The sequence below is a fragment of the Streptomyces sp. SID14515 genome (assembly GCF_010548505.1).
Lineage (GTDB): Bacteria > Actinomycetota > Actinomycetes > Streptomycetales > Streptomycetaceae > Streptomyces > Streptomyces caviscabies.
On the sequence record NZ_JAAGMH010000065.1, the window covers coordinates 45,825 to 70,865 of the forward strand.

The 25,041-nt window shown below is 75.3% G+C and carries 3 protein-coding genes (2 of these 3 running past the window's edge); all 3 read left to right on the plus strand.

Annotated elements, in window-relative coordinates:
- Tightly spaced (each overlapping or abutting the next), the 3 genes in view from G3I54_RS11675 to G3I54_RS11685 form a layout consistent with a single transcriptional unit that may run on beyond the window.
- On the plus strand, positions 1 to 4,086 hold the 3' end of the coding sequence (locus G3I54_RS11675) for a non-ribosomal peptide synthase/polyketide synthase (protein ID WP_164613775.1). It extends 13,587 nt beyond the left edge of the window; 4,086 of the gene's 17,673 nt are visible here — the last part of the coding sequence; the start codon falls outside the window, past its left edge; the stop codon is at positions 4,084 to 4,086.
- Positions 4,083 to 19,643 (plus strand): non-ribosomal peptide synthetase, encoded by a 15,561-nt coding sequence (locus tag G3I54_RS11680; protein ID WP_164613777.1) that lies wholly within the window; start codon positions 4,083 to 4,085, stop codon positions 19,641 to 19,643. Before G3I54_RS11675 ends, G3I54_RS11680 begins: the two co-directional genes overlap by 4 nt.
- Positions 19,640 to 25,041, plus strand: the start of a protein-coding gene (locus tag G3I54_RS11685) for a non-ribosomal peptide synthetase (RefSeq protein ID WP_164613779.1). 10,069 nt of this gene lie beyond the right edge of the window; 5,402 of the gene's 15,471 nt are visible here — the first part of the coding sequence; its start codon is at positions 19,640 to 19,642; its stop codon lies beyond the right edge, outside the window. Before G3I54_RS11680 ends, G3I54_RS11685 begins: the two co-directional genes overlap by 4 nt.

The window sequence follows — 25,041 nt, forward strand, 5'->3', positions numbered from 1 at the left end:
CTCACGCAGACCGTGTGGGGGCTGGTGCTGAGCGCCCACACGGGTCGGCGCGACGTCGTCTTCGGCACGGTCGTCTCCGGCCGGCCCGCCGAGGTGCCCGGCGTCACGGACATGATCGGCCTGTTCGTCAACACCGTTCCGGTACGCGTCACCGTGCGCCCCGACGAGACGCTCGCCGCCCTCGCGGCCCGCGTCCAGGACGAGTTCACCGGCCTGCTGCCGCATCACCACCTGGGCCTGGCCGAGATCCAGCGGGCCGCCGGACACGGCGTCCTGTTCGACACCCTCACCGCCCTGGAGAACTACCCCGCCGACGGCATCCCCGCGCTCGCCGAGGCCACCGGCCTCGACCTGGAGGAGATCCGGGGCCGCGACGCCACTCACTACCCGCTGACCTTCGCCGCCGTGCCCGGCGAACGGCTCACCCTGCGCCTCACCTACCGCCCGGCGGCCGTCACCCCGGCCCGTGCGCGGGAACTCGCCGCACGCGTCGAACACCTGCTGCGCACGCTCGTCACCGCCCCGGACACCCGCATCGCCGCCCTGGACGCGCTGACGGACGCCGAACGCACGACGCTCACCGCGCACCGCGCCGGTCCGCCCGCCCCCACCGCCCGCACCTGGGCCCAGCTCTTCGCTCAGCAGCGCGACCGACGGCCGGACGCGGTGGCCGTGGACGCACCGGACGTCTCCTTGACGTACACGGAACTGGACCGCCGGGCCCGTGAGTTGGCCGGAGCCCTGCGTGCGGCGGGGATCGGGGCGGGGCAGTCGGTCGCCGTGATCCTGCCGCGCTCGGTCGACCTGGTCGTCGCGCAACTCGCCGTCCAGCAGGCGGGCGCCGCCCATCTGCCCATCGACCCGGACTATCCGGAGGACCGCATCGCCGCGATGCTCCAGGACGCTCGCCCGGCGGGGATCCTCACGCACCGGGCGCTCGCCGACCGTCACCCGGACGCCCTGCTCACGGACGCGCCGGTGGTCACGGGCACGGACGCGCCGGTGGTCACAGGCACGGACGCGCCCCTCGCCGAGGACGGCCGGCCCGCCCAGGACAGCCGACTCGCCGAGGACGGCCGGCCCGCCGAGGATAGTCGTCCCGCCCCGGACACCGCCGTCACCCCCGACCACCCGGCCTACATCATCTTCACCTCAGGGTCGACCGGCCGCCCCAAGGGCGTGATCACCCCTCACCGGGGCCTCGCCGCCCTCGCCACCGCCCAGGCGGAGCGGCTGGGCATCGACGACACCGCCCGGGTCCTCCAGCTCGCCTCCCCGTCCTTCGATGCCTCCGTGATGGAGACGCTGATGGCCCTGGCGACCGGCGCGACGCTCGTCGTCCCCGAACCCGGACCGCTCGCCGGACCGCTCCTCGGCGAGACGATCGCCCGCCGCCGCGTCAGCCACGCCCTGATCCCGCCCACCGCCCTCACCGGCCTCGAACCGGACGGGCTCGACCGCCTGCGCACCCTGATCGTCGGCGGCGAGGCGTGCACCGCACCGCTGGCCGCCCGCTGGGCCCCCGGCCGCCGCATGGTCAACGCCTACGGGCCCACCGAGGCCACCGCCTGCGTCACCATGAGCGCACCCCTGAACCCCGGCGCGACCCCGCCCATCGGCACCCCGCTGCACGGCGTACGCGCCCACGTCCTGGACACCCTGCTGCGGCCCGTGCCTCCCGGCGGGACCGGCGAACTGTACGTGGCCGGGCCCGGCGTCGCCCAGGGCTACCTCGGCCGCCCCGGGCTCACCGCCGAACGCTTCACCGCCGAGCCCGGCGGCCCGCCCGGCGCCCGCATGTACCGCACCGGCGACCTGGTGTCCCGGACGCCCGACGGCTCCCTGCTCTACCACGGGCGCGCCGATGACCAGGTGAAGGTCCGGGGCTTCCGCGTCGAGCCCGGCGAGATCGTCGCCGCCCTCCAGGCCCGCCCGGAGATCCGCGCGGCGGCCGTCGTGCTGCGCCAGGACGACCCGGCGGGGCCGCGCCGACTGGTCGCCTACCTGGTCCCGGTCGAACCCGGCGAGACTTCCCCGGCCGTCGAACCGGGCGAGGCTTCCCCGGCCGCCGACCCGGGCGACACCTCCCCGACCGCCGGCCGTACGCACGAACACCCCGCACCGGCGGGCGCACCCGACACCACCGCCCTGCGCACCGCCCTCGCCCGCGTGCTGCCCGACCACATGGTGCCCAGCGCCTTCGTGACCGTTCCCGGGCTGCCGGTCACCGCGAACGGCAAGCTCGACCGCGCCGCGCTGCCCGCCCCCGACTTCGGCGCGGCCACCGGCGACAGCGCCCCCGAAGGCCCGGTCGAGGAGACCCTGGCCGCGCTCTTCGCCGAGGTGCTGGCCCTGCCCTCGGTGGGCGCGGAGGACAACTTCTTCACCCTCGGCGGCGACAGCATCCTCTCCATGCAGCTGGTGGCCCGAGCCCGCGCCGCCGGGCTGCGCCTCACCCCGCGCGAGGTCTTCGAGCAGACCTCCGTACGGGCGCTCGCCGCTCTGGTCTCCGACCGCGCGCCGGACCCGGCGGTGGGCCGCCCCTCGGCCCCCGCCCTTCCCGACACCGGACCCGCGCCCCTCACGCCCATCATGCGCTGGATCGCCGAACGGCCGGGCCCCACCGGCAGGTTCAGCCAGTCCATGCTGCTGACCCTGCCGCCCGCCGTCGACCACGCAGCGACGGCGAAGGTCCTGGACGCGGTCCTGCGCCACCACGCGGTGCTGCGCGCCCGCATCGACCTGGACGCCGGGACCTTCGAGATCCCGGAGCCGGACGCGGCAGCCGTCCCGGCCCTGGACGAGGGCCCTTCCGGTACGTGGTCGAGCCCCGATGCACCGGCCCGCGAGGTCGACGATCTTGCCGCCCGACTCGACCCGGCCGAGGGGCTGATGGTGCGGGCCCGCCAGTACCCGGGGCTGGACGGACGCTCCGGCAGGCTGCTGCTCGTCGTCCACCATCTGGCCGTCGACGGCGTCTCCTGGCGCATCCTGCTCGACGACCTCGCCCAGGCCTGGAACGACATCGCACAGGGGCGGGCACCTCAACTGCCGCCCGTGACCACCTCCTTCCGGAGCTGGGCCCACGCACTCGGACGGCAGGCCGCCGCCCGCACCGCCGAACTCCCGCTCTGGAACGAGATCCTGGCGGCCCCGGACCGGCTGCCCGCGCCCGGCGCCCCTTGCGAAGCGCCGCGCGCCCTGGGCACGGTCTCCGAGGCCCGCCACCTGGTCCGGACCCTGGACGCCGCGCACACCCGCCCGCTGCTCACCGGGGCCGCCGAACGCCACGGCGCACGCGTCCAGGACCTCCTGCTCACCGCGCTCGCCCGCGCGGTGCGCGAGTGGAGCGGGCGCGACCGGGTGGACCTCGCCGCCCATGTCGAGGGCCACGGCCGGGAACAGCAGATCGAGGACGGCGCCGATCTCTCCCGTACCGTCGGCTGGTTCACCAGCCTCTACCCCGTACGGCTGGCCGCCACGGCCGCCGAACCGCCCGGCGACACCCTCGCGCGCACCCGCGGCCACCTAGAACGCCTCCCCGACAGCGGCATCGGCTACGGCCTGCTGCGGTACGCGGCGGAGCACGGTGACCCCGGCGGGCCCCTGCCCGCGGCGGAGGCCGACGGACCCGGCGCGCCCTTGGTCGCCTTCAACTACCTGGGACGGTTCGGCACCCCGCCCGCGGGCGGGGGAGCGGCCTGGACGCCCGCGCCCGAGGCCGGTGTGCTCGGGGGAGCGATCGACGACGCGCTCACCATGGCGCACGCGGTCGAGTTCAACGCCCTCACCCGGGACACCCCCGATGGCCCCCTGCTGGACACCCGGATCACCTGGTCCCCGGCGGCCTTCGACGACATGGCGGCCCACGACCTCGCCGACTGCTGGCAGCGCGCGCTGACCGCCCTCGCCGCGGACGCCCCGCCACCTCCCGGACCGGAGAACACCGCCGGACCGGAGAACACCGCCGGACCGGAGCCCACCACCGGACCGACCGGTCGGCCCACCGACAGACCCGCCCACGGTCTGTCCCCGCTCAGCCCCGAACAGACAGCCATGCTCGAAGCCCGATGGAGGAACCGGTGAGTGCGGACCACGGCCTGGAAGACATCCTTCCGCTGGCGCCCCTTCAGGAAGGCCTGCTCTTCCACGCGGACCTCTCCGACACCGGAGGAGCCCCCGGTGCGACCGACGGGCTCGACGTCTACACCATGCGTCTGGTTTTCCGTCTCGACGGCGACCTCGACACCACCGCCCTGCGCCGTGCGACGGACACCGTGCTGGACCGCCACCCCCACCTGCGGGCGGCGTTCCTCCAGGAAGGCCTCGACCGGCCCGTCCAGGCGATTCCCCGCGCGGCCGAGGTGCCCTGGCGGGAGTTCGACCTGCGGGAGGCGGCCCCCGACCGGCGGCGGGCCGAGGAACAGCGGATCCTGGACGAGGAGCGCGCCCACCGCTTCGACCTGACCCGGCCCCCGCTGCTGCGCCTCACGCTGCTGCGCCAAGGCGACCAGGACCACACACTCATCCTGACGGCCCATCACATCCTGCTCGACGGCTGGTCGGTGCCGCTGCTCGGCAAGGAACTGTTCACCGCCTACGCCCAGCACACCAAGGCCCCCGCAGCCCCCGCCCTGCCCACCGTCCGCCCCTACCGCGACTTCCTGGCCTGGCTGGCCGCCCAGGACCGGCCCGCCGCCGAGACCGCCTGGCGCGAAGCGCTCGCCCCGCTGAGCGCGCCCACGCTCCTCGCGCCGGCCGCCGCCGGAGCCGCCGTGCCCGAGCCACCCGTCCAGCTCGATCTGCGGCTCTCCGCCCCGGCCGGCGAAGGGCTCGCCGCCTTCGCGACGGCCCGGCAGCTGACCACGGCGACCGTCCACCAGGCGGCCTGGGGGATCACCCTGGCCCGGCTCACCGGCCGCGCCGACGTGGCGTTCGGCACCACCGTCTCCGGCCGACCGGCCGACCTCGACGGCGTCGAGTCCATGATCGGCCTGTTCATCAACACCCTCCCGGTCGTCGTGCACGCACCCCCGCGCGCCCGGCTCGCCGACATCGCCACCACCCTCCAGGCCGACCGCACCAAGCTCCTCGGCCATGAACACCTCGGGCTCCCGCGGATCCAGCAACTCGCCGGGATCGGCGAGCTGTTCGACACCCTGCTGGTGGTGGAGAACTTCGGCGTCGACACCCGGGGCCTCGCCGACGCCCAGGCGGCGGGCGGACTCACCGTACGGTCCGTGCGCGGCGAGGACGCCACGCACTACCCCGTCACCGTCGTCGTCCACCCGGGCCCCGAGACCCGGATCGCCCTGCGCTACCGGCCCGACCTCCTCACCGCCGACCGGGCCCGCACCCTCGGCACCGCCTACGTCCGCGTCCTGGAGGCCCTGGCCACCGCCCCGGCCGCCCCGGCGGGGACGGTGGAGCTCCTCGCGGCGCAGGACCGCCGCCGCGTCCTCGAAGACGGCGAGGCCCTCGCCCCCGACGACGAGACCCCCACGCACTCCATCCCCGACCGCTTCGCCCGGGCCGTCGCCCTGGACCCCGGCGCGACCGCCGTGACCGACGGCGACCACACGATCGCCTACCGGGAACTCGACGCCCTCTCCGACCGGATCGCCCACCTGCTGCACGCGCGGGGCGCGGGCCCCGGCACCCTGGTCGCCCTCTCCCTCGAACCGTCCGCCGAGCAGATCGCCGCGATCCTCGGCGTCCTCAAGACCGGCGCGGCCTACCTGCCCCTGCCCACCGACGCCCCCGCCGACCGCATCCACCCCCAACTCGCCTCCGCACGCCCGGTGGTCGGCCTCACCACCACCTCCCAGCAGCGGGACGGCCTGCCCTCGATCGACGGTGACGCCGACCGCCCCGGCGCGGGCTGGCTGACGCTGGACGACCTCCCGGCAGCGGCCCCCGGCGACACCCCGTACCCCACCCCCGCCATCTCCCCGCACGCCGCCGCCTACGTCATCCACACCTCCGGCTCCACCGGACGCCCCAAGGGCGTCGTCGTCGAACACCACAATGTGCTGCGGCTGTTGGATGCCACCGACGACGACTTCGGCTTCGGCCCGGACGACGTATGGACGCTCTTCCACAGCTACGCCTTCGACTTCTCCGTCTGGGAGATCTTCGGGGCCCTGCTGCACGGCGGACGCCTCGTCGTCGTACCGCGCGCCACGACCCGCGCGCCCGAGGAGTTCGCCGCCCTCCTGCGCCGCGAACGCGTCACCGTGCTCAACCAGACCCCGTCCGCCTTCCACCAGCTCGCCGACGTCCTGCTCGAAGCCTCCGAAGAGAACGAACTCGCCCTGCGTACCGTGGTCTTCGGCGGCGAGGCGCTCGACCCCGGACGGCTCGCCGGCTGGTTCGCACGGTACGGGGACGACGGCCCCGAGCTCGTGAACATGTACGGCATCACCGAAACCACCGTGCACGTCACCCACCGGGTCATGGAACCCGAGGAGACCGACGAGGAGAACGGCCCGGACGCCCCGCTCAGCCCCGTCGGCCGGCCGCTCGACGACCTCGCCGTCCGGCTGCTCGACTCCGCCCTGCACCCCGTCGCCCCCGGCGCCACCGGAGAGCTGTACATCGCCGGGCCCGGCCTGGCCCGCGGCTACCTCGGCCGGCACGCCCTCACCGCCACCCGCTTCGTCGCCGACCCGTACGGCCCGCCCGGCACCCGCATGTACCGCACCGGCGACCTGGCGCGCTGGACGGCGGACGGCGAACTCGACTACCTCGGGCGCGCCGACGAACAGGTGCAGATCCGGGGCTTCAGGGTCGAGCCCGGCGAGGCGCGCGCCGCGCTCGCCGCACTCGACGAGGTCGCCGACGCCGTCGTCCTGGCCCGCCCCGCACCCGGCGGCGGCACCAGGCTCCTCGCCTACGCCACCCCCGCGGCCGGCCCGCTCGCCCCGGACCGGCTCCGCACGGCCCTGCGCGAACGGCTGCCCGACTACCTCGTCCCGGCCGCCGTCATCCCCGTCGACCACTGGCCGCTGACCGGCAACGGCAAGCTCGACCGCAACGCCCTGCCCGAACCGGAGGAGACCCATGCCCCCGGCGGGCGCTCCCCGGCCACCCCGCAGGAGGAGATCGTCGCCCACCTCTTCGCGGAGATCCTGGAACGCGAACAGGTCGGAGCGGACGACGACTTCTTCGCCCTCGGCGGCCACTCCCTGCTCGCGACCCGCCTCGCCTCCCGCATCCGGGCGGCCCTCGACGTCACCCTGTCGGTACGCGACGTCTTCGAGGCCGCGACCGTCGCCGCCCTCGCCCGCCGCGTCCAGCACGCCGGCCGTGCCCCCGAACCGCTCCGGCCCCGGCCGCGCCCCGCCACCCTGCCGCTCTCCCCGGCCCAGCGCCGACTGTGGTTCCTCCAGCAACTCCACGGCATCGGGGCCGACTACACCATCCCCTTCGCCGCCCGCCTGACCGGCCCCCTGGACATCCCCGCCCTGCGCGCCGCCCTCATCGACGTGATGACCCGTCACGAGGCGATGCGCACGGTGTTTCCCGCCACCGACGGACGGCCGTACCAGCACATCGTCGACATCTCCGAGCTCACCGATCCGCTCACGGTGACCGACGCCACCGGCACCGAGGGCGAACTCCGGCGCTACGTCGAGGAGATGGCGGGCACCGCCTTCGACGTGGAGCGGGACGTGCCGCTGCGCGCGGGCCTGCTGCGGCTCGCCCCCGACCAGCACCTCATCGTGCTCGTCGTCCACCACATCGCCGCCGACCAGTGGTCGGCCCGCCCGCTCCTCAGCGACCTCGCCACCGCCTACGCCGCCCGCACCGGTGGCGACGCCCCCGCCTGGCCGCCGCTGCCCGTCCAATACGCCGACTTCACCCTGTGGCAGCGCGAGACCCTGGGCTGGGACGACGACGCGCCGGACGCGGACGGCGCGGCCGCCGCCCAGCTCGACCACTGGCGGACCACGCTCTCGGACCTCCCCGCCGAACTGCCCCTGCCCACCGACCGGCCGCGTCCTCCGGTCCCCAGCCACCGCGGCGGCTTCGCCCGGTTCACCGTGCCGCCCGAGGTGCACACGGCGATGCGCACCCTGGCCCGGACTGAGTCCACCTCGCTGTTCATGGTCGCCCACGCGGCGCTCGCCGCCCTGCTCGCCCGCACCGGGGCCGGCCAGGACATCGTCGTCGGGACCCCCGTCGCCGGACGCCACGACACCGCACTGGACGACCTCGTCGGCTTCTTCGTCAACAACCTCGTCCTGCGCACCGACCTGTCCGGCGACCCGTCCTTCCGCGACCTCCTGCACCGGGTCCGGGAGGCCGACCTCGCCGCGTACGCCCACGCCGACGTCCCCTTCGAGCACCTCGTCGACGCGCTCGCCCCGCACCGTTCCCTCTCCCGCCACCCGCTGTTCCAGGTGATGCTGGCGTACGAGAACCGGCAGGCGGGCGAGATCGGGCTGCCCGGGCTCACCACCACGACCGTCCCGGCGTTCGGCCGCTCCGCCAAGTTCGACCTGACCTTCACCCTCGCCGAGCGCGCCGGGGCCGACGGCATCGAAGGCGTCCTGGAGTACGCCGAGGACCTCTTCGAACCCGCCACCGCGCAGGCCCTGGCCGACCGCCTGGTCCGGGTCCTGACCGAGGCCACCGCCGCCCCCGCGACCCCCCTGCACCGGCTGGAGATCCTCAGCACCGCCGAACGCGCCGCACTCCTCGGCCGCCCCGAGGACACCGCCGTACCGCACGGCGACGCCTCCACCACCCTGCCCGGCCTCTTCGCCGCCGTGGCCGCCGCACACCCCGACGCCCCCGCCCTCGCCGGACCGGACCTGGCCACCGGGCGGCGCACCGAACTGGACTACCGGCAACTCGACGCCGCCGCCAACGCCCTGGCCCGGGACCTAGCCGCACACGGCGTACGGCCGCAGGAGCGGGTCGCGGTCATGCTGCCCCGTACCGTCGAGGCCGTCGTCGCCCTGCTCGCCGTGGCGAAGACCGGAGCCGTCTATCTGCCCGTCGACCCGGACTACCCGGCCGAGCGGATCGACCACATGCTCACCGACGCGGCCCCCGCCCTCGTCCTCACCGCCCCGGGAACGCCCGTGTTCGACGGCGTACCCCGGTTCGAGGCCGACGCGGCCCTGCTCGGCCGGTCCGCCGACGACCCGGGCCTCTGGCGCGCCCAACGGCCCGACGCGGCGGCGTACATCATCTACACCTCCGGCTCGACCGGCCGCCCCAAGGGCGTGGCCGTCACCCACACCGGGCTGCCCGCCCTGGCCCGCACCCTCGCCGACGCCTTCGGGGCCGGGCCGGGCGACCGCGTCCTCCAGTTCGCCTCGCTGAGCTTCGACACCTCGGTGTGGGAGATCGTCATGGCGCTGTTCTCCGGCGCGGCCCTGGAGATCGTGCCCGCCGACCGCCGCCTGGGCGAACCGCTCGCGGAGTTCCTCGCCGAGCACCGCGTCACCCATCTCACCGTCCCGCCCGCCGTCCTCGCCGCACTCCCCGAGGACGCCATCGCCCCCGGCACCACCCTCATCGTCGCCGGAGAGGCCTGCACCCCCGCCCTCGTCCGCGCCTGGGCCCCACGCACCCGCATGTTCAACTCCTACGGCCCCACCGAGACCACCGTCGACGCCACCCTCTGGCGCTGCGACCCGGACCGGCTGCGCACCGACGACAACAGCCCGGTGCCCGTCGGCACCGCCGTCGCCGAGACCGCCGCCCTCGTCCTGGACGCGGCGCTGCGGCCGGTACCGCCCGGCACCCCCGGTGAGCTGTACGTCGCCGGGTCCGGGCTCGCCCGCGGCTACCTGGGCCGCCCCGGCCTCACCGCGACCCGCTTCGTCGCCGCCCCGTACGGCCCGCCCGGCACCCGGATGTACCGCACCGGCGACCTGGCCCGCCGCCGCGCCGACGGCGAGCTGGAATACCTCGGCCGCGCCGACCACCAGGTGAAACTGCGCGGATTCCGGATCGAGCTGGGCGAGATCGAGTCCGCCCTCACCGCGCTCGGCGGCGTACGGCAGGCCGCCGCCGTGCTGCGCGAGGACCGGCCCGGCAACCGGCAGCTCGCCGGCTACGCCGTCGCCCGGCCCGGCGCGCACCTCGACCCCGACCGGCTGCGTACGGCGCTCGCCCGCACCCTGCCCGACTACGCCGTCCCGGCCACCCTGACCGTGCTGCCCGCCCTGCCGCTCGGCCCCACCGGCAAGGTGGACCGCGCGGCGCTGCCCGCCCCGGTCGTCGCCACCGCCGACGACGCCCCGCTGACCGGCGCGGCCGCCACCCTGGCGGACCTGTTCGCCGACGTCCTGCGGCTGGACGGGCCGCCCGGCGGCGACGACTCCTTCTTCGCACTCGGCGGCGACAGCATCTCCTCCATCCAACTCGTCTCCCGCGCACGGAAGTCCGGCCTGGCGCTCAGCGCCCGGCAGATCTTCGAGCACCCCACCCCGCGCGCCCTCGCGGACGTGCTCGCGGAGGAGTCCACCCCGCACCCGGCCGCCGGACCCCGGCCCACCGACATCGACCACAACGCCCCGGCCCTGTTCACCCCGCTCATGCGCTGGCTGCGCCGGAACCCGGAACACTGGGGCGGCTTCCACCAGTCGATGCTGGTCACCGTGGCGGCCACGCTCACCGATGACCGCCTGCGGACGGCGCTCGGCCACCTCCTGGCCACCCACGACCTGCTGCGCGCCCGCGTCACCACCGACCACCCGGACGGCCGCCCCCGGCTCACGCCCGCCGACGCCGCACCCGACCCCGCGACCCTCCTCACCGTCGTCCCGGTCGGCGGCGACGAAGCCGACCTGCGCCGGGCCGTCGACGCACAGTCCCGCGCCCGGGCTGCCGAACTCGACCCGGAGCAGGGCGTTTTGGTGCGCGCGGTCTGGTTCCCGCGCGGGCCCGGCCGGGACGGACGGCTGCTGCTCCTCGTCCACCACCTCGCCGTCGACGGCGTGTCCTGGCGCATCCTGCTGCCCGACCTCGCGCACGCCGTCGCCACCGGAACACCGCCGGCCCGGCCCTCCACCTCCTTCGCCCACTGGGCGAGTGCGCTGTACGAGGACGCCGAGCGCTTCGCCGCCGAACAGCCCCACTGGGACGACGTCCTGGCGGACCGGCCCGCCCCGCTCGCCCCCCACGACATGGCGAACACCCCGCACACCCCGGGCGAACTCCGCACCGAACTGGCCCCCGACCTCACCGCCCCTCTGCTCACCGCCACCGCCGCCGCCTTCCACGCCCGCCCCGACGAACTCCTGCTGGCCGCACTCGTCCACGCCGTCGGCGGCGACTCACCGGTCCTGGTCGACCTGGAATCCCACGGCCGCCACGAAGAACTCGCCCCCGACGCCGATCTCTCCCGTACCGTCGGCTGGTTCACCACCCAGTACCCCGTCCGGCTGGACCCCGGCACCGGAACCGTCGGCCAGGACGTCAAGCGGGTCCGCGACCGGCTCGCGGCCGTTCCCGGCCGGGGCACCGGCTACGGGGCGCTGCACGGGCAGGGGCCCAGCGGGGCCCAGGTCGCCTTCAACTACCTGGGCCGGTTCACCGCCGACACCCCGGACGGGCACTGGGTTCCCGCACCCGAGTCCGACGCGGTCCACCCGGGTCCGCAGCCGGTCCTCCTCGACGGTCACGTCCTGGACCTCAACGCCTCCACCCTGGACGGCCCGGACGGCCCCGTCCTCACCGTCCGCTGGACGTACGCGTCCGACCTCATCGGCGCGGACCGGATCCGCGTCCTCGCCGACCGGTTCACCGCCGCCCTCACCGAGCTCGTCCACCGCCGCGACGAACCCGGCTTCGCGGGACACAGCCCCGCCGACTTCCCGGTGGCCCTCGACCGGCACGAGATCGCCGAGCTCGAAGCGGCGATCCCCGCACTCGACGGCGCACTGCCCCTGACACCCCTTCAGCACGGCCTCGCCTACCACGCGCTGACCGAGGAGACCGGTACCGATCCCTACGTCGTCCAGCTGGAGTTGGAGCTCACAGGACCGCTCGACCCCGGCCGCCTGCGCCACGCCGCCCAGGCAGTCGCGGACCGGCACGCCAACCTCCGCGCCGGATTCCGCCGCCTCACCACCGGCCGCCTGGTGCAGTACACGACCGCCGACGCCCCGCCCGAATGGACCGAGCACGACCTGCGCGCCCGCCCGGACGGCCTCGCCGCCCTGGTCGCCGACGACCGCACCCGGCCCTTCGACCCGGACCGGCCGCCGTTGCTGCGCTTCACCCTGATCCGCACCGCCGACGACCGGTGGCGGCTGCTGTTCACCAGCCACCATCTGCTGCTCGACGGCTGGTCCGCGCCGCTGCTGCTCACCGACCTGTTCGACGCCTACGCCGGACGCCCCGCGGTCCGCCGGCGCCCCTTCGCCGACTACGCGCGGTGGCTTGGCGACCGCGACCGGCCGGCCGCCGAAGCCGCCTGGCACACCGCCCTGAACGGCGTCACCGAGCCCACACTCGCCGTCCCCGCCGGCACTCCGTCCGCCGCGCTGGTCCCCGAGGAGACCGCGACCGTCCTCGACCCGGCCCTCACCTCCGCGCTCCAGGACCGCGCCCGCACCACGGGCACCACCCTGAACACCGTCGTCCAGACCGGGTGGGGGCTCGTCCTGGCCCGGCTCACCGGACGCGACGACGTGGTCTTCGGCAGCGCGGTCTCCGGCCGCCCCGCCGAACTCGACGGCGTGGAAGGGATGCTGGGGCTCTTCGTCAACACCCTGCCCACCCGGGTGCGGATCGCGCCCGCCCGCACCCTGGGCGACGCGGTCGCCGACCTGCACGCCCGCCAGGTCGCCCTGCTCGACCACCAGCACCTCGGGCTCGCCGACATCCAGCGACTCGTCGGCCTGCCCGCGCTGCTGGACACCATGACCGTCTTCGAGAACTACCCCTTCGACGACGAGGCGCTCACCGGCAGCGAACGCGCCGCCGGGCTCGACGTACGCGGTATCGGCGGACGGGACGCCACCCACTACCCGCTGACCCTCGCGATCACCCTCCAGGGCGGCCGGCTGCGGCTCGTCCTCAAGCACCGCCCCGACCTCTACGACGCCCCGTCCGCCCGAGCCGTCCTCGACCGGCTGACCCGCGCCCTGGACCACCTCGCCCACCGGCCGGACCTGCCCGCCGGTCAGGTGGACCTCGCACCGGAGGTCTCGCCCGGACTCACCGGCCGACCGGGCGCAGCCGCCACCCTGGGCTGCGCCGGAACCGTCGCGGCCGTCGCCGCCGAACGCCCGGACGCCGTCGCCGTACGGCCGCTCGACGGCGGTCAGCCGGTGACGTACGGGGAACTCGTCGTGCGCGCACGCCTGTTCGCGGACTGGCTGCGGGAGGCAGGAGCCGGGCCGGAGACCGTGGTCGCGCTGCTGCTGCCGCGCTCGGTGGACCTGGTCGTCACCGAACTCGCCGTGGCCTGGGCCGGAGCCGCCTATCTGCCGCTGCACCCCGACTGGCCCGCCGAGCGCATCCGTACCGTCCTCGGGGCTGCCGACGCGGTCGCCCTGGTCTGCCGCCCCGGCACCGACACCGACGCGTACGGCCCCGTAACCGTGCTGCACCCGCCGGTCAAATACACCTCGGCCGGGCCGAGCGGTACGCCCCCCGAGGCTGCCGCCCCGGACCGGCTCGCCTATGTGATGTACACCTCCGGCTCCACCGGCGAACCCAAGGGCGTCGCCGTCCCCGAGAGCGCGGTCCTCGCCCTTGCGTCGGACAGCCGGTTCACCGGCGACGCCCACCGGCGGATCCTCGTCCACTCGCCGCACTCCTTCGACGCCGCCACCCACGAGGTATGGGGCACCCTGCTGCGCGGCGGTGAACTCGTCCTCGCCCCCGACGCACCCCTCGATCCGGCCCGCTGGCGCGAGCTTCTGACGGGCGGCGCGGGCCGGGGCGGGGGAGCGGACAGCGCCTGGTTCACCGCCGGGCTGTTCGCCCTCCTCGCCCAGGACGCACCCGAGGTCTTCACCGCCCTGCGCGAGGTGTGGACCGGCGGCGACATCGTGGCCCCCGCGGCCGTGGCCGCCGCACACGCCGCCGCCCCGCACCTCCGTGTCGTCAACGGCTACGGACCCACCGAGACCACCACCTTCGCCACCGCACACACCCTCGGCCCCGACACACCCGACGGCGGCCCGCTGCCCATCGGGCGGCCGCTCGACGGCATGACCCTCCGGGTGCTCGACACCGCCCTGCGCCCCGCCCTGCCCGGCACCCCCGGCGAGCTGTACATCGGCGGAGCCGGCCTCGCCCGCGGCTACCACGGCCACCCCGGCCGCACCGCCGAACGCTTCGTCGCCGACCCCCACGGGCAGCCGGGGGAGCGGCTGTACCGCACCGGCGACCTGGTGCGCATCCGGCCCGACGGGGCCCTGGACTTCCTCGGCCGCACCGACGACCAGATCAAACTGCGCGGCCACCGCGTCGAGCCCGGCGAGAGCGAGGCGGCCCTCCTCGCCGAACCGGGCGTCGCCCGCGCCGCCGTGGTCCTGCGCACCGACCTCCCGGGCGGCCCCGCCCTCGTCGGATACGCCGTACCCGAACCGGACACCACCCTGGACCCCGCGGCCCTGCGCGAACGCCTCGCCGCCCGCCTCCCCGACTACCAGGTCCCGGCCCGCCTCGTCGCCGTCGAGGCGCTCCCGCTCACCGAGAACGGCAAGATCGACCGCGCCGCCCTGCCCGCCCCGGAGGCCGCCGCCCCGGCGGCCACCGGCCACCGGCCGCCGCACGACCAGCGCACCGAACTCCTCTGCGGGATCTTCGCCGACGCCCTCGGGCTGCCCGGCTTCGGCCCGCACGAGGACTTCTTCGAGCGCGGCGGGCACTCGCTGTCCGCGATGAGCCTGGTGGGCCGGGCCCGGGCGGTCCTCGACGCGGAGCTGTCCGTCGTCGACCTGTTCACCGCACGCACCCCGGCTGCCACCGCCGCTCTGCTGCGCGGAGCACGCGGGACCGCCCGGCCGACGGCACCCGTCGACCGGCCGCGCCCCGCCGAACCGCCGCTCTCCGCCGCCCAGCAACGCCTCTGGTTCCTCCACCGGCTGGAGGAGGAACCCACCGCCGCGTACAACGTGCCCATCGCCCTCCGGCTCACCGGCACCCTCGACGCACCGGCACTGGAGTCGGCGCTCGCCGACCTCACCGCCCGCCACGAGGTGCTGCGCACGGTGTTCCCCGAGCGCGAGGGGCGCGCCGTACAGCGCGTCCTCGACCCGGGCGACGCCCCCGTACCCCTCACCGTCCGCACCGTGACGCCGGACGCCCTGGACGCCGCGCTGTCCGAAGCCGCGGGCCTGCCCTTCGCCCTGGACCGGGAGACACCGCTGCGCGCCGGACTGTTCCGGGTGGCCCCGGAAGACGGCACCGGCGCGCACCACGATGTGCTGCTCCTCGTCCTGCACCACATCGCCGGTGACGAGTGGTCCGTGCGCCCGCTCCTCGACGACCTGGCCACCGCCTTCGCCGCCCGCTCCGAAGGCCGGGCCCCCGCGTGGGCGCCGCTGCCCCTCCAGTACGCCGACCACACCCTGCGGCAGCGGGAACTGCTCGGCGACGAGACCGACGAGGACAGCGAGATGAGTCGACAGGCCGGCTACTGGAAGGACCAGCTGGCCGGACTCCCGGCCGAACTGCCCCTCCCGCTGGACCGGCCCCGCCGCCCGGACACCGGCCACGACGGAGGCGTCGTCGAATTCGGTCTCTCCGCCGAGGTCACAGCCGGGCTGCGGCGGCTCGCCTCACGCACCGGCGCGACCCCGTTCATGGTCGCCCACGCGGCGCTCGCCGTCCTGCTCCACCGGATCGGCGGCACCGACGACGTCCCCGTGGGAACGCTCGTCGCAGGACGCGACGACGCGGCGGTGCACGACCTCGTCGGATTCTTCGTCAACACCCTCGTCCTGCGCACCGACGTCGGTGGCGACCCGACCCCCGCCCAGCTCGTGGCCCGCGCCAGGGCCGCCACCCTCGACGCACTCGACCACGCCGACGTCCCCTTCGAACGGCTGGTGGACCTCCTGGACGTCGAACGATCCCTGGAACGCCACCCGTTGTTCCAGGTCATGCTGAACTACCAGACCCGCACCGCCGAAGGACCGGAACTCGGGGGCCTGGCCAGCGAGCCCGTCGCGGTGCACACCCGCACCGCCAAGTTCGACCTCACCGTCACGCTGGTCCAGGAACCGGGCGTCGACGGCGCGTTGAACGGCGGCATCACCTACCGCACCGGGCTCTTCGACGAGACGACGGTACGCAGGATCGCCGACTGGTACGGACGCGTCCTGGCCACCTTCGCGGAGTGGCCCGACCGGCCCATCGGCGGCTGCCGTCTACTGACCGACGCCGAGCGCCACCAGCTCCTCACCACCTGGAACAGTGCCGAGGAGCCCGTACAACCGCCCTCCATCGCCCAGGAGTTCGCCGAGCGGGCCGCCCTGGCGCCCGACGCCCCCGCCGTGATCGACGGCGACCGCACCGTCCGGTACGGCGAACTCCTCGACGACGCCCGGTCGCTCGCCGCCCTCCTCCGCGAGCACGGAGTGGGCCGCGGCGAACCCGTCGCCGTACTCCTGCCCCGCTCGACGGAACTCGTCACCGCCGCGCACGCCGTGCTCCAGGCAGGCGGGGCGTATCTGCCGCTGGACCCGGACCACCCGGCCGCCCGGCTCGCCGCCATGCTCGGCGACAACCCGCCCGCGGTGCTCCTCACCGACCGCGCCCACCGGGGCCTGCTGCCCGACGGGTTCGACCGGCCGGTCCTGCTGCTCGACGACCCCCGCCCGACGGCCCCCGCCGACCTCGCCCCCGCCGAACCCCATCCCGCGCAGCCCGCGTACATCCTGCACACCTCCGGATCCACCGGCCGCCCCAAGGCCGTCGTCGTACCGCACGGGGCGCTCGCCAACCGGCTCGCCTGGAACCGGCGGCGCTTCCCCCTCGGACCGGGCGACCGCATGCTGGCCAAGGCCGCCCCCGGCTTCGACGTCTCCGTCTGGGAGCTGACCGGGCCGCTGCTCGCCGGGGCCACCGTCGTCCTCGCCGGACCCGACGGGCACCGCGACCCCGCCCACCTCGCCCGGCTGATCCGCGAACACGGCGTCCACGCCGTCCACTTCGTGCCCTCGATGCTCGCCCTGTTCGCCGCCGAACCCGAGGCGGCGCACTGCACCTCGCTGCGCTGGATCTTCAGCGGCGGCGAAGCCCTCACCGACCAGCTCGTGCGGCGCTGCGCCGAGGTGTTCGCCGCCCCCGTCGTCAACCAGTACGGGCCGACCGAGGCGGCCGTCGACGTCACCGCCCGCACCGCCGTGCCCGGTGAACAGCCCCTCGTCCCGCTCGGCGCTCCGGGAGCCGGCACCCGCGCCTACATCCTGGACGCGGCCCTGCGGCCCGTGCCGCCCGGGGTGATCGGCGAACTGTATCTGGGTGGAGCGCAGTTGGCGCTCGGCTACCTCGGCCGGGGCGCACAGACCGCCGAACGCTTCGTCGCCGACCCGTTCGGCGCACCGGGGGAGCGGCTGTACCGCACCGGCGACCTGGCCCGCTGGAACGTACGCGGCGAGCTGGAATATCTGCGCCGCGCCGACGACCAGGTGAAGCTGCGCGGTGTACGGATCGAGCCGGCGGAGGTGCGCACCGCGCTGCTCGGCCACCCGGGCGTCCGGGACGCGCTCGTCCTCGTACGCGACGACCTGCCCGGAGCGGCCCGCCTCGTCGGCTATGTCACCCCCGACGACCCGTCCGCGCCGCCGACGCCCGACGTGCTGATCGCGCACAGCGCCGGTCTCCTGCCCAGGGCTCTCGTGCCCTCCGACGTCGTCGTTCTGGACCGCTTCCCGCTGACCGTGAGCGGCAAGGTGGACCGGTCCGCACTCCCCGCGCCCGCCGTCGCGGACCCGACCGACGGGGAACGGCCCCAGGACGCGACCGAGGAGGTCCTCGCCGAACTCATCGCCGATCTGCTGAAGTTGCCCGCCGTCGGAAGGCACGACAGCTTCTTCGGCCTCGGCGGCGACAGCATCACCTCCATCGTGCTGGTCAGCGCCGCCCGGCGACGCGGCCTCGTGATCAGCCCCCGCGACGTCTTCGAGCAGCGCACGGTGTCCGCCCTCGCCCGGGTGGCCCGGTGCGAGGAGGTCGCCGCCCTGGTCCACGACCCGGGGGCCGGGCCCGTCCCGCTCACCCCCGTCATGCACGCGCTGCGCCGGCGCGGCGGCGACCACCGCACCTTCCACCAGTCCCTCCTGGTGACGACCCCGCCCGGGCTCACCGCCGAGCGGCTGCGCCGGGCGCTGTCGCGTCTCGTCGCCCACCACCCCGTCCTCGCCGCCCGGCTGGAGAGCGATCAGAGCGAACAGGGCGGCGTGTGGACGCTGTACGTCCCCGAGGACCCGGCTCTCGACGACGACGCCCTGCGCCACGTGGAAGCGCACGCGAGCACGTCCCTCGCGGAGGCGATCACCGAGGCCTCACGTGCCGCCATCGGCGAACTCGACCCGCGCACAGGCCGGATGCTGCGCGCCGCCTTCCTCGACCCCGGCGACGGGCACCCCGGCCGACTGCTGCTGGTCGCCCACCACCTGGTGGTCGACGCGGTGTCCTGGCGGATCCTGCTCCCCGACCTCGCCCAGCTGTGCGCCGACCCGGACGCGCCGCTGCCCCCGGTGGAGACCTCCTTCCGCACCTGGTCCCGGGCCCTCACCGGAACCGCGCCCGACCGGCGCGCCGAACTCCCGTACTGGAGCGAGGTACTGGGCGAGGCCGGGCCCGCCCCGTACGGCCGGGAACCCGATCCCGCGACCGACACCCCGGACACCGTCCACCGGCTGACCACCACCGTCGCCGCCGACCTGGCCGAACCCGCCCTGAACGAGGTGACCGCGGCGTTCCACTGCACCGAACAGGACGTCCTGCTCACCGCGTATCTCCTCGCCCACAGCCGCTGGCGCGGCGAGGACAGCACCCTCGTGCTGCTCGAAGGGCACGGCCGCGACGCCGCGCTCCCCGAAGTCGCCGCCCCCGCACGGACGGTGGGCTGGTTCACCAGCCAGTACCCGTTCCGGGCGCGCCTCACGGAAGTCGGTCCCGACACTGCCATCTCCGACCCGAACGCGGCCGGACGGCTCCTCAAGCAGATCAAGGAGCAGCTGCGCGCCGTCCCCGACCACGGCATCGGATACGGCCAACTGCGCCATCTGGACGCCGAATCCGCAGACGCGCTCGCCGCCCGTCCGGAACCCCTGACCGGCTTCAACTACCTGGGCCGCTACGACGTCGGCGAGAGTGACGCCGTCGCACCCGAACCCTGGACCCCGAGCCCCGAGTCGGCCGCCGTCTGGCGACCGGCCCCCGCGCTCGGCGTCCACACCGCGGTGGACCTCGACATCACCGCACTGCGCCGTCCCTCGGGCACCGAGCTCTCCGTCGGCTGGCACCACGCGAGCCGCCTCGTGAGCGACGAGGAGATCGCGGCCCTGGACCGCTGGTGGCGCACCGCCCTGGAAACCCTGGTGGCAGCCGCCCGCACCCGGGCCGCCGGGCACACCCCGTCCGACCTCGGCCTGCTGTCGCTGAGCCAGGACGAAATCGATGAGTTCGAAGACGAGTGGAGGACCACGTGACCGGCGCACCCCAGGGACTGCAGGACATACTCCCGCTGTCCCCGCTCCAACAGGGGCTCTACTTCCTGTCGTCCTACGACGACAGCGCGCTGGACGTCTACAACGTGCAGCTCGGCCTGGACCTGACGGGACCGCTCGACACGGACCGCCTGCGCCGCGCCGCCGAGGCCCTCCTGACCCGGCACCCCAACCTCAAGGCCGCCTTCCGCACCCGCCGCAACGGCGACCCGGTGACCGTCGTCCCGCACACGGTGGACATCCCCTGGCAGGACGCCGACCTCTCCGGCCTCGACCCCGCCGAACGCGACCGACGGGTGCTCCGGCTCACCGACGCCGACCGGCACACCCGCTTCGACCTGGCCCGGCCGCCGCTGATCCGCTTCACCGCGATCCGGCTGGCCCCCGAACGCCACCGGCTGCTGTTCACCCACCACCACCTGCTGCTGGACGGCTGGTCCACCGCCCGCGTCGTCCAGGAGCTCTTCGCCCTGTACGCCGCCGACGGCGCGCCCACCGCACTGCCCGAGGTCCGCCCGTACCGCGACTACCTGGCCTGGGCCGCCGCCCAGGACACCGCTGCCGACGAGCGGGCCTGGCGCGAGGCCCTGGCCGACCTCGACGGGCCGACCGTCATCGCACCCGGCCTGGACGAGCAGCCGCAGGCCGAACCAGCCGCCCAGGACGTGGAGTTGGCCACCGGCTCCGCCGCGGCCCTGGTCGCCGCCGCCCGGGCGCTGGACGTCACCGTGCCCGTCGTCGTACAGACCCTGTGGTCCCTCGTCCTGGCCGATATGACCGGGCGTCAGGACATCGTGTCCGGCACCACCGTCTCCGGCAGGCCCGCCGAGCTGGCCGGGGCCGAGTCCATGGTGGGGCTCTTCATCAACACCCTTCCGGTGCGGGTCCGGATCCGGCACGACGAGACCCTCGCCGAACTCGTCCGGCGCACCGCCGCCGAACAGGCCGCCCTTCTGGCGCACCACCATGTCGCGCTCGCCCGGATCCAGAAGCTCACCGACACCGGCGGCCCTCTGTTCGACACCCTGTGCGTGTTCGAGAACTACCTCGTCGACACCGGGGCCGACGAGCAAACGGCAGCAGGGGCCAAGGAGTTCGCCGGGCTGCGCGTCGAGGCCGTCACCGGCCGGGACGCCACCCACTACCCGCTCACCCTGGTCGCCGCCCCCGGTGCCGACGGAGGGCCCGTCCTGCGGCTGCGCTACCGCGCCGACGCCCTGAGCGCGGGCGACGCCGCGCGCGTCGCCGCCCGACTGCGCCGCGCCGTCGAAGAGTTCACCGCCGACCCGCACCGCCCGCTGCCCCGCACCGACCTCCTCACCATCGAGGAGCGCCACCGGGTGCTGCGCACCTTCAACGCCGACACCGTCGACGTGGAGCCCGCCACCCTGCCCGTGCTCTTCGAGCGGCAGGCGGCCGCGCACCCCGACGCGCCCGCCGTCGACGACTCCGGACGCGTCCTCACGTACGCCGAGTTGAACAGCCGCGCCAACCTGCTCGCCCACGCCCTGATCGCGGCGGGCGTCGGCCCCGAGGACGTCGTCGGCGTCGCCCTGCGCCGGGGAGCCGAGGTGTACGTGGCGCAGCTCGCCGTCGGCAAGGCGGGCGGCGTCTTCGCCCCGCTCGACCCTGACCAGCCCGCCGACCGCCTCACCGGCCTGATCGCCGACAGCGGAGCCACCGTCGTCCTCGCCCACTCCGGCACCGACCACACCGCCTGGTCCGGCGACACGACCGTCATCACGACCGACCGGCTGCCCGGCGGTCCGCCCGACCACAACCCCACCGACGCCGACCGCCGGGCCCCGCTGCGGCTGCACAACGGCGCGTACCTCATCTACACCTCCGGCTCCACCGGCCGGCCCAAGGGCGTCCTCGTCGAACACCGGCCGCTCGTCGACCTCATCGCCTGGGCCAACGCCTGCTTCGCCACCCGGCCCGGCGACCGGGTCACCCAGTTCGCGTCGCCCAGCTACGACGTCACCTTCTGCGAACTCGCCAACTCCCTCTTCTCCGGGGCCACCCTGGTGATCGTCCCGGAGGAGGAGCGCGCCGGCGCGCCGCTCGCCGACTTCCTGAACCGGGCCGCCGTCACCCTCGCCGTGATCCCGCCGACCGTCGTCGCTTCTCTGCCGCTCGACGCCTCCCTCCCCGAGGGCATGACCCTCATCGTCGGCACCGAGGCACTGCCCCCCGAGGTCGTCCGCGCCTGGGCGAGCCGGCACCGCCTGTTCAACGCCTACGGGCCCACCGAGGCCGTGGTGAACTCCGCCACCTGGGAGGTCCCGGCCGCGTGGACCGGCGGACCCGTGCCGATCGGCCCCCCGGACGTCAACAAGCGCGCCTACGTCCTGGACAGCGCCCTGCGCCCGGTCGCCCCCGGCGTCCTGGGCGAGCTGTACATCGGCGGCCCCGGCCTCGCCCGCGGCTACCTCGGCCGCCCGCTGATCACCTCCGACCGCTTCGTCACCGACCCGTTCGGGGAGCCCGGCACCCGGATGTACCGCACCGGCGACCTGGCCCGCTGGAACGAACGCGGCGAGCTGGAGTACGCGGGCCGCACCGACCACCAGCTGAAGATCCGCGGCTTCCGTGTGGAGCCCGGCGAGGTCGAGGCCCGCCTCACCGCCCACCCCGGCCTCGCCCAGGCCGTCGTCACCGGCCACACCGACCACCGGGGCGTCCGCCGCCTCGTCGCCCACGCCGTCCCCGCCCCGGGCGGCGACCCCCGGCCGGCGGACCTCATCGCCTGGGCCGCCGAGACGCTGCCCGACCACATGGTCCCCGCGGCCGTCGTCCTGCTCGACGCGCTGCCGCTCACCGCCGCCAACAAGACCGACCGATCGGCGCTGCCCGCCCCCGACTTCACCGCCACCGGCGGCGGCACCGCACCCCGCACCGACCGGGAGAAGGAACTCGCCGCCCTCTTCGCCGAGATCCTCCACCTGCCCGAAGTCGGCGTCGAGGAAAGCTTCTTCGCCCTCGGCGGCGACTCCATCTCCGCCATCCAGCTCGTCGGGGCCTCCCGCCGCCGGGGCTTGCGCCTGAGCCCCCGCGATGTCTTCGAACGGCGTACGGTCGAACAACTCGCCGCCCTCGCCCGCACGGTGGACGACACCGCCGCCCCCGTCGAACGCACCGCGCGCAGCGCCCCCCTCACCCCCATTCTGCGCCGGCTCGTGGAGCGCGGCGGGCCCATCGCCGACTACCACCAGTCCACCGTCCTGCACACCCCGGCCGGAGCGACCGCCGAACAGCTCACCGCCGGACTCGAACGCGTCCTCGACCACCACGACGTCCTGCGGGCCCGGCTCACCCACCGCACCCTGGAGATCCCCGCCCCCGGCGACGCCTCCGGGCCGACGCCGCTGACCCGGATCGACGCCGTCGAGACCGCTGACGAGGAGCTGCTGCCCACCCTGCGCGCCCGGGCCCGCGAGGCCGCCCGGCTGCTCGACCCGCACGGCGGAGCCATGGTCCGGGCCGTCTGGCTGGACGCCGGGCCCGACCGGGGCGGGCTGCTCGCCCTGCTCATCCACCACGCGGTCGTCGACGGGGTCTCCTGGCGCATCCTCACCCAGGACCTCGCCACCTCCCTCGAAGCCGCACGCCACGGCCGTACCGCCGAACTCCCGCCGGTGGAAACCTCCTTCGCCGACTGGGCGCAGGGCCTGGAACGGGCCGCGCAGGAACCCGCACGGGCCGCCGAGGCCGCGCACTGGACCACCGTCCTCCGCGACGGGGGAGCGGCCCTGCCCGCCCTCGACCCGGCCCGGGACACCCTCGCCACCGTGACGACGGTCCCCGTCGAACTCGCGCCCGAGCACACCCTGCCCCTCCTCACCGACCTCCCCGAACGCTTCCACACGGGCCCCGACGCCTTCCTCGTCACCGCCCTCGCCCTGGCGCTGGCCGCCTGGCGCGGCGACACCGAGCCGGTCCTCGTCGACATCGAGGGCCACGGGCGCGCCGACCACCTGGTGCCCGACGCCGAACTGTCGCGCACCGTCGGCTGGTTCACCGCCGTCCACCCCGTACGCCTGGACCTCGGCGGCCTGGGCGGCCTCGGCCGGTCGAGCGGCGACGAGTTGGTGGGCGCGGTCAAGCGGATCAAGGAACAGCTGGGGGCCGCACCCGACAACGGTCTCGGCTTCGGCCTGCTGCGCCATCTGCATCCCGAACTGCGCGACACCCTCGCCGCCCTGCCCGAGCCGCGCATCGCCTACAACTACCTGGGCCGCTTCGGGAGTTCCGGCACGACCGGCCGGTCCGGCTCACCGGCCCCCTGGAGCCCGGCCCTGACCGGATCGCTGGGCGGCGGAGCGGACGACGCGCTGCCCGCCTCGCACACCCTCACGCTCAACGCCTCCGTCGTGGACGGCCCCCACGGGCCTGCCCTCCAGGCCGGCTTCAGCTTCCCCGGGCGGCTGCTGGAGACCGCGGAGGTCGAGCGCCTCGCCGCCCTCTGGACCACCCACCTGCGCGGCCTGGCCCGCCTGCTGGACGACCCGGCGGCCGGCGGGCACACCCCCGGCGACTTCCCGCTCGTCGAGGTCGACCAGCCGGAGATCGACGCCCTGGAGGCCCGCGCCCCGCTCGCCGACCTGCTGCCGCTCTCCCCGCTCCAGGCCGGGCTGTACTTCCTCACCGGCTTCGGCGCGGAGGGCGACGGACCCGACGTCTACACCACCCAGACCGCCCTCGACATCGAGGGCGACCTCGACCCCGAACGGCTGCGCCGCGCCGGACGCGCCCTCCTGGCCCGCCACCCCAACCTCCGGGCCGGATTCCACGGCCGCCGGGGAGCCGACCCGCTCCAGGTGATCCCGGCCGAGGCCGAGATCCCCGTACACGCCTACGACCTCACCTCACCCGAGCTGACCGAGGGGCGGCGACAGGGCCGGGCGCAGAACATCCTGGCGGCCGACCGGCGGCAGGGCTTCGACCTGACCGCCCCGCCACTGCTGCGGCTCACCCTCGTCCGGCTCGGCGAACGCCGGCACCTGCTCGCCGTCACCTCCCACCACATCCTTCTCGACGGCTGGTCGGGGCCGCTGCTCGTACAGGACCTGCTCGCCCTCTACCGGGGCACGCCCGGACCCGCGCCCCGCCCCTACCGCGACTACCTGCTCTGGCTGAAGGACCGGGACCGCGCCACGACGCAGAGCCTGTGGCAGCAGGCCCTCGCCGGGATCGACGGTCCCACCCGGCTCGTCCCGGAAGCCGCCGCGATGCCCGCGGGCACGCCCGAACGCGTCGACATCCCGCTCCCCGACGACCTGGTGGCCCGCGTCCACGCCTTCGCCCGCGCCCGCGACGTCACCGTCAGCACCGTGCTCCAGAGCGCCTGGGGCCTGCTGCTCGGCCGGCTCACCGGTCG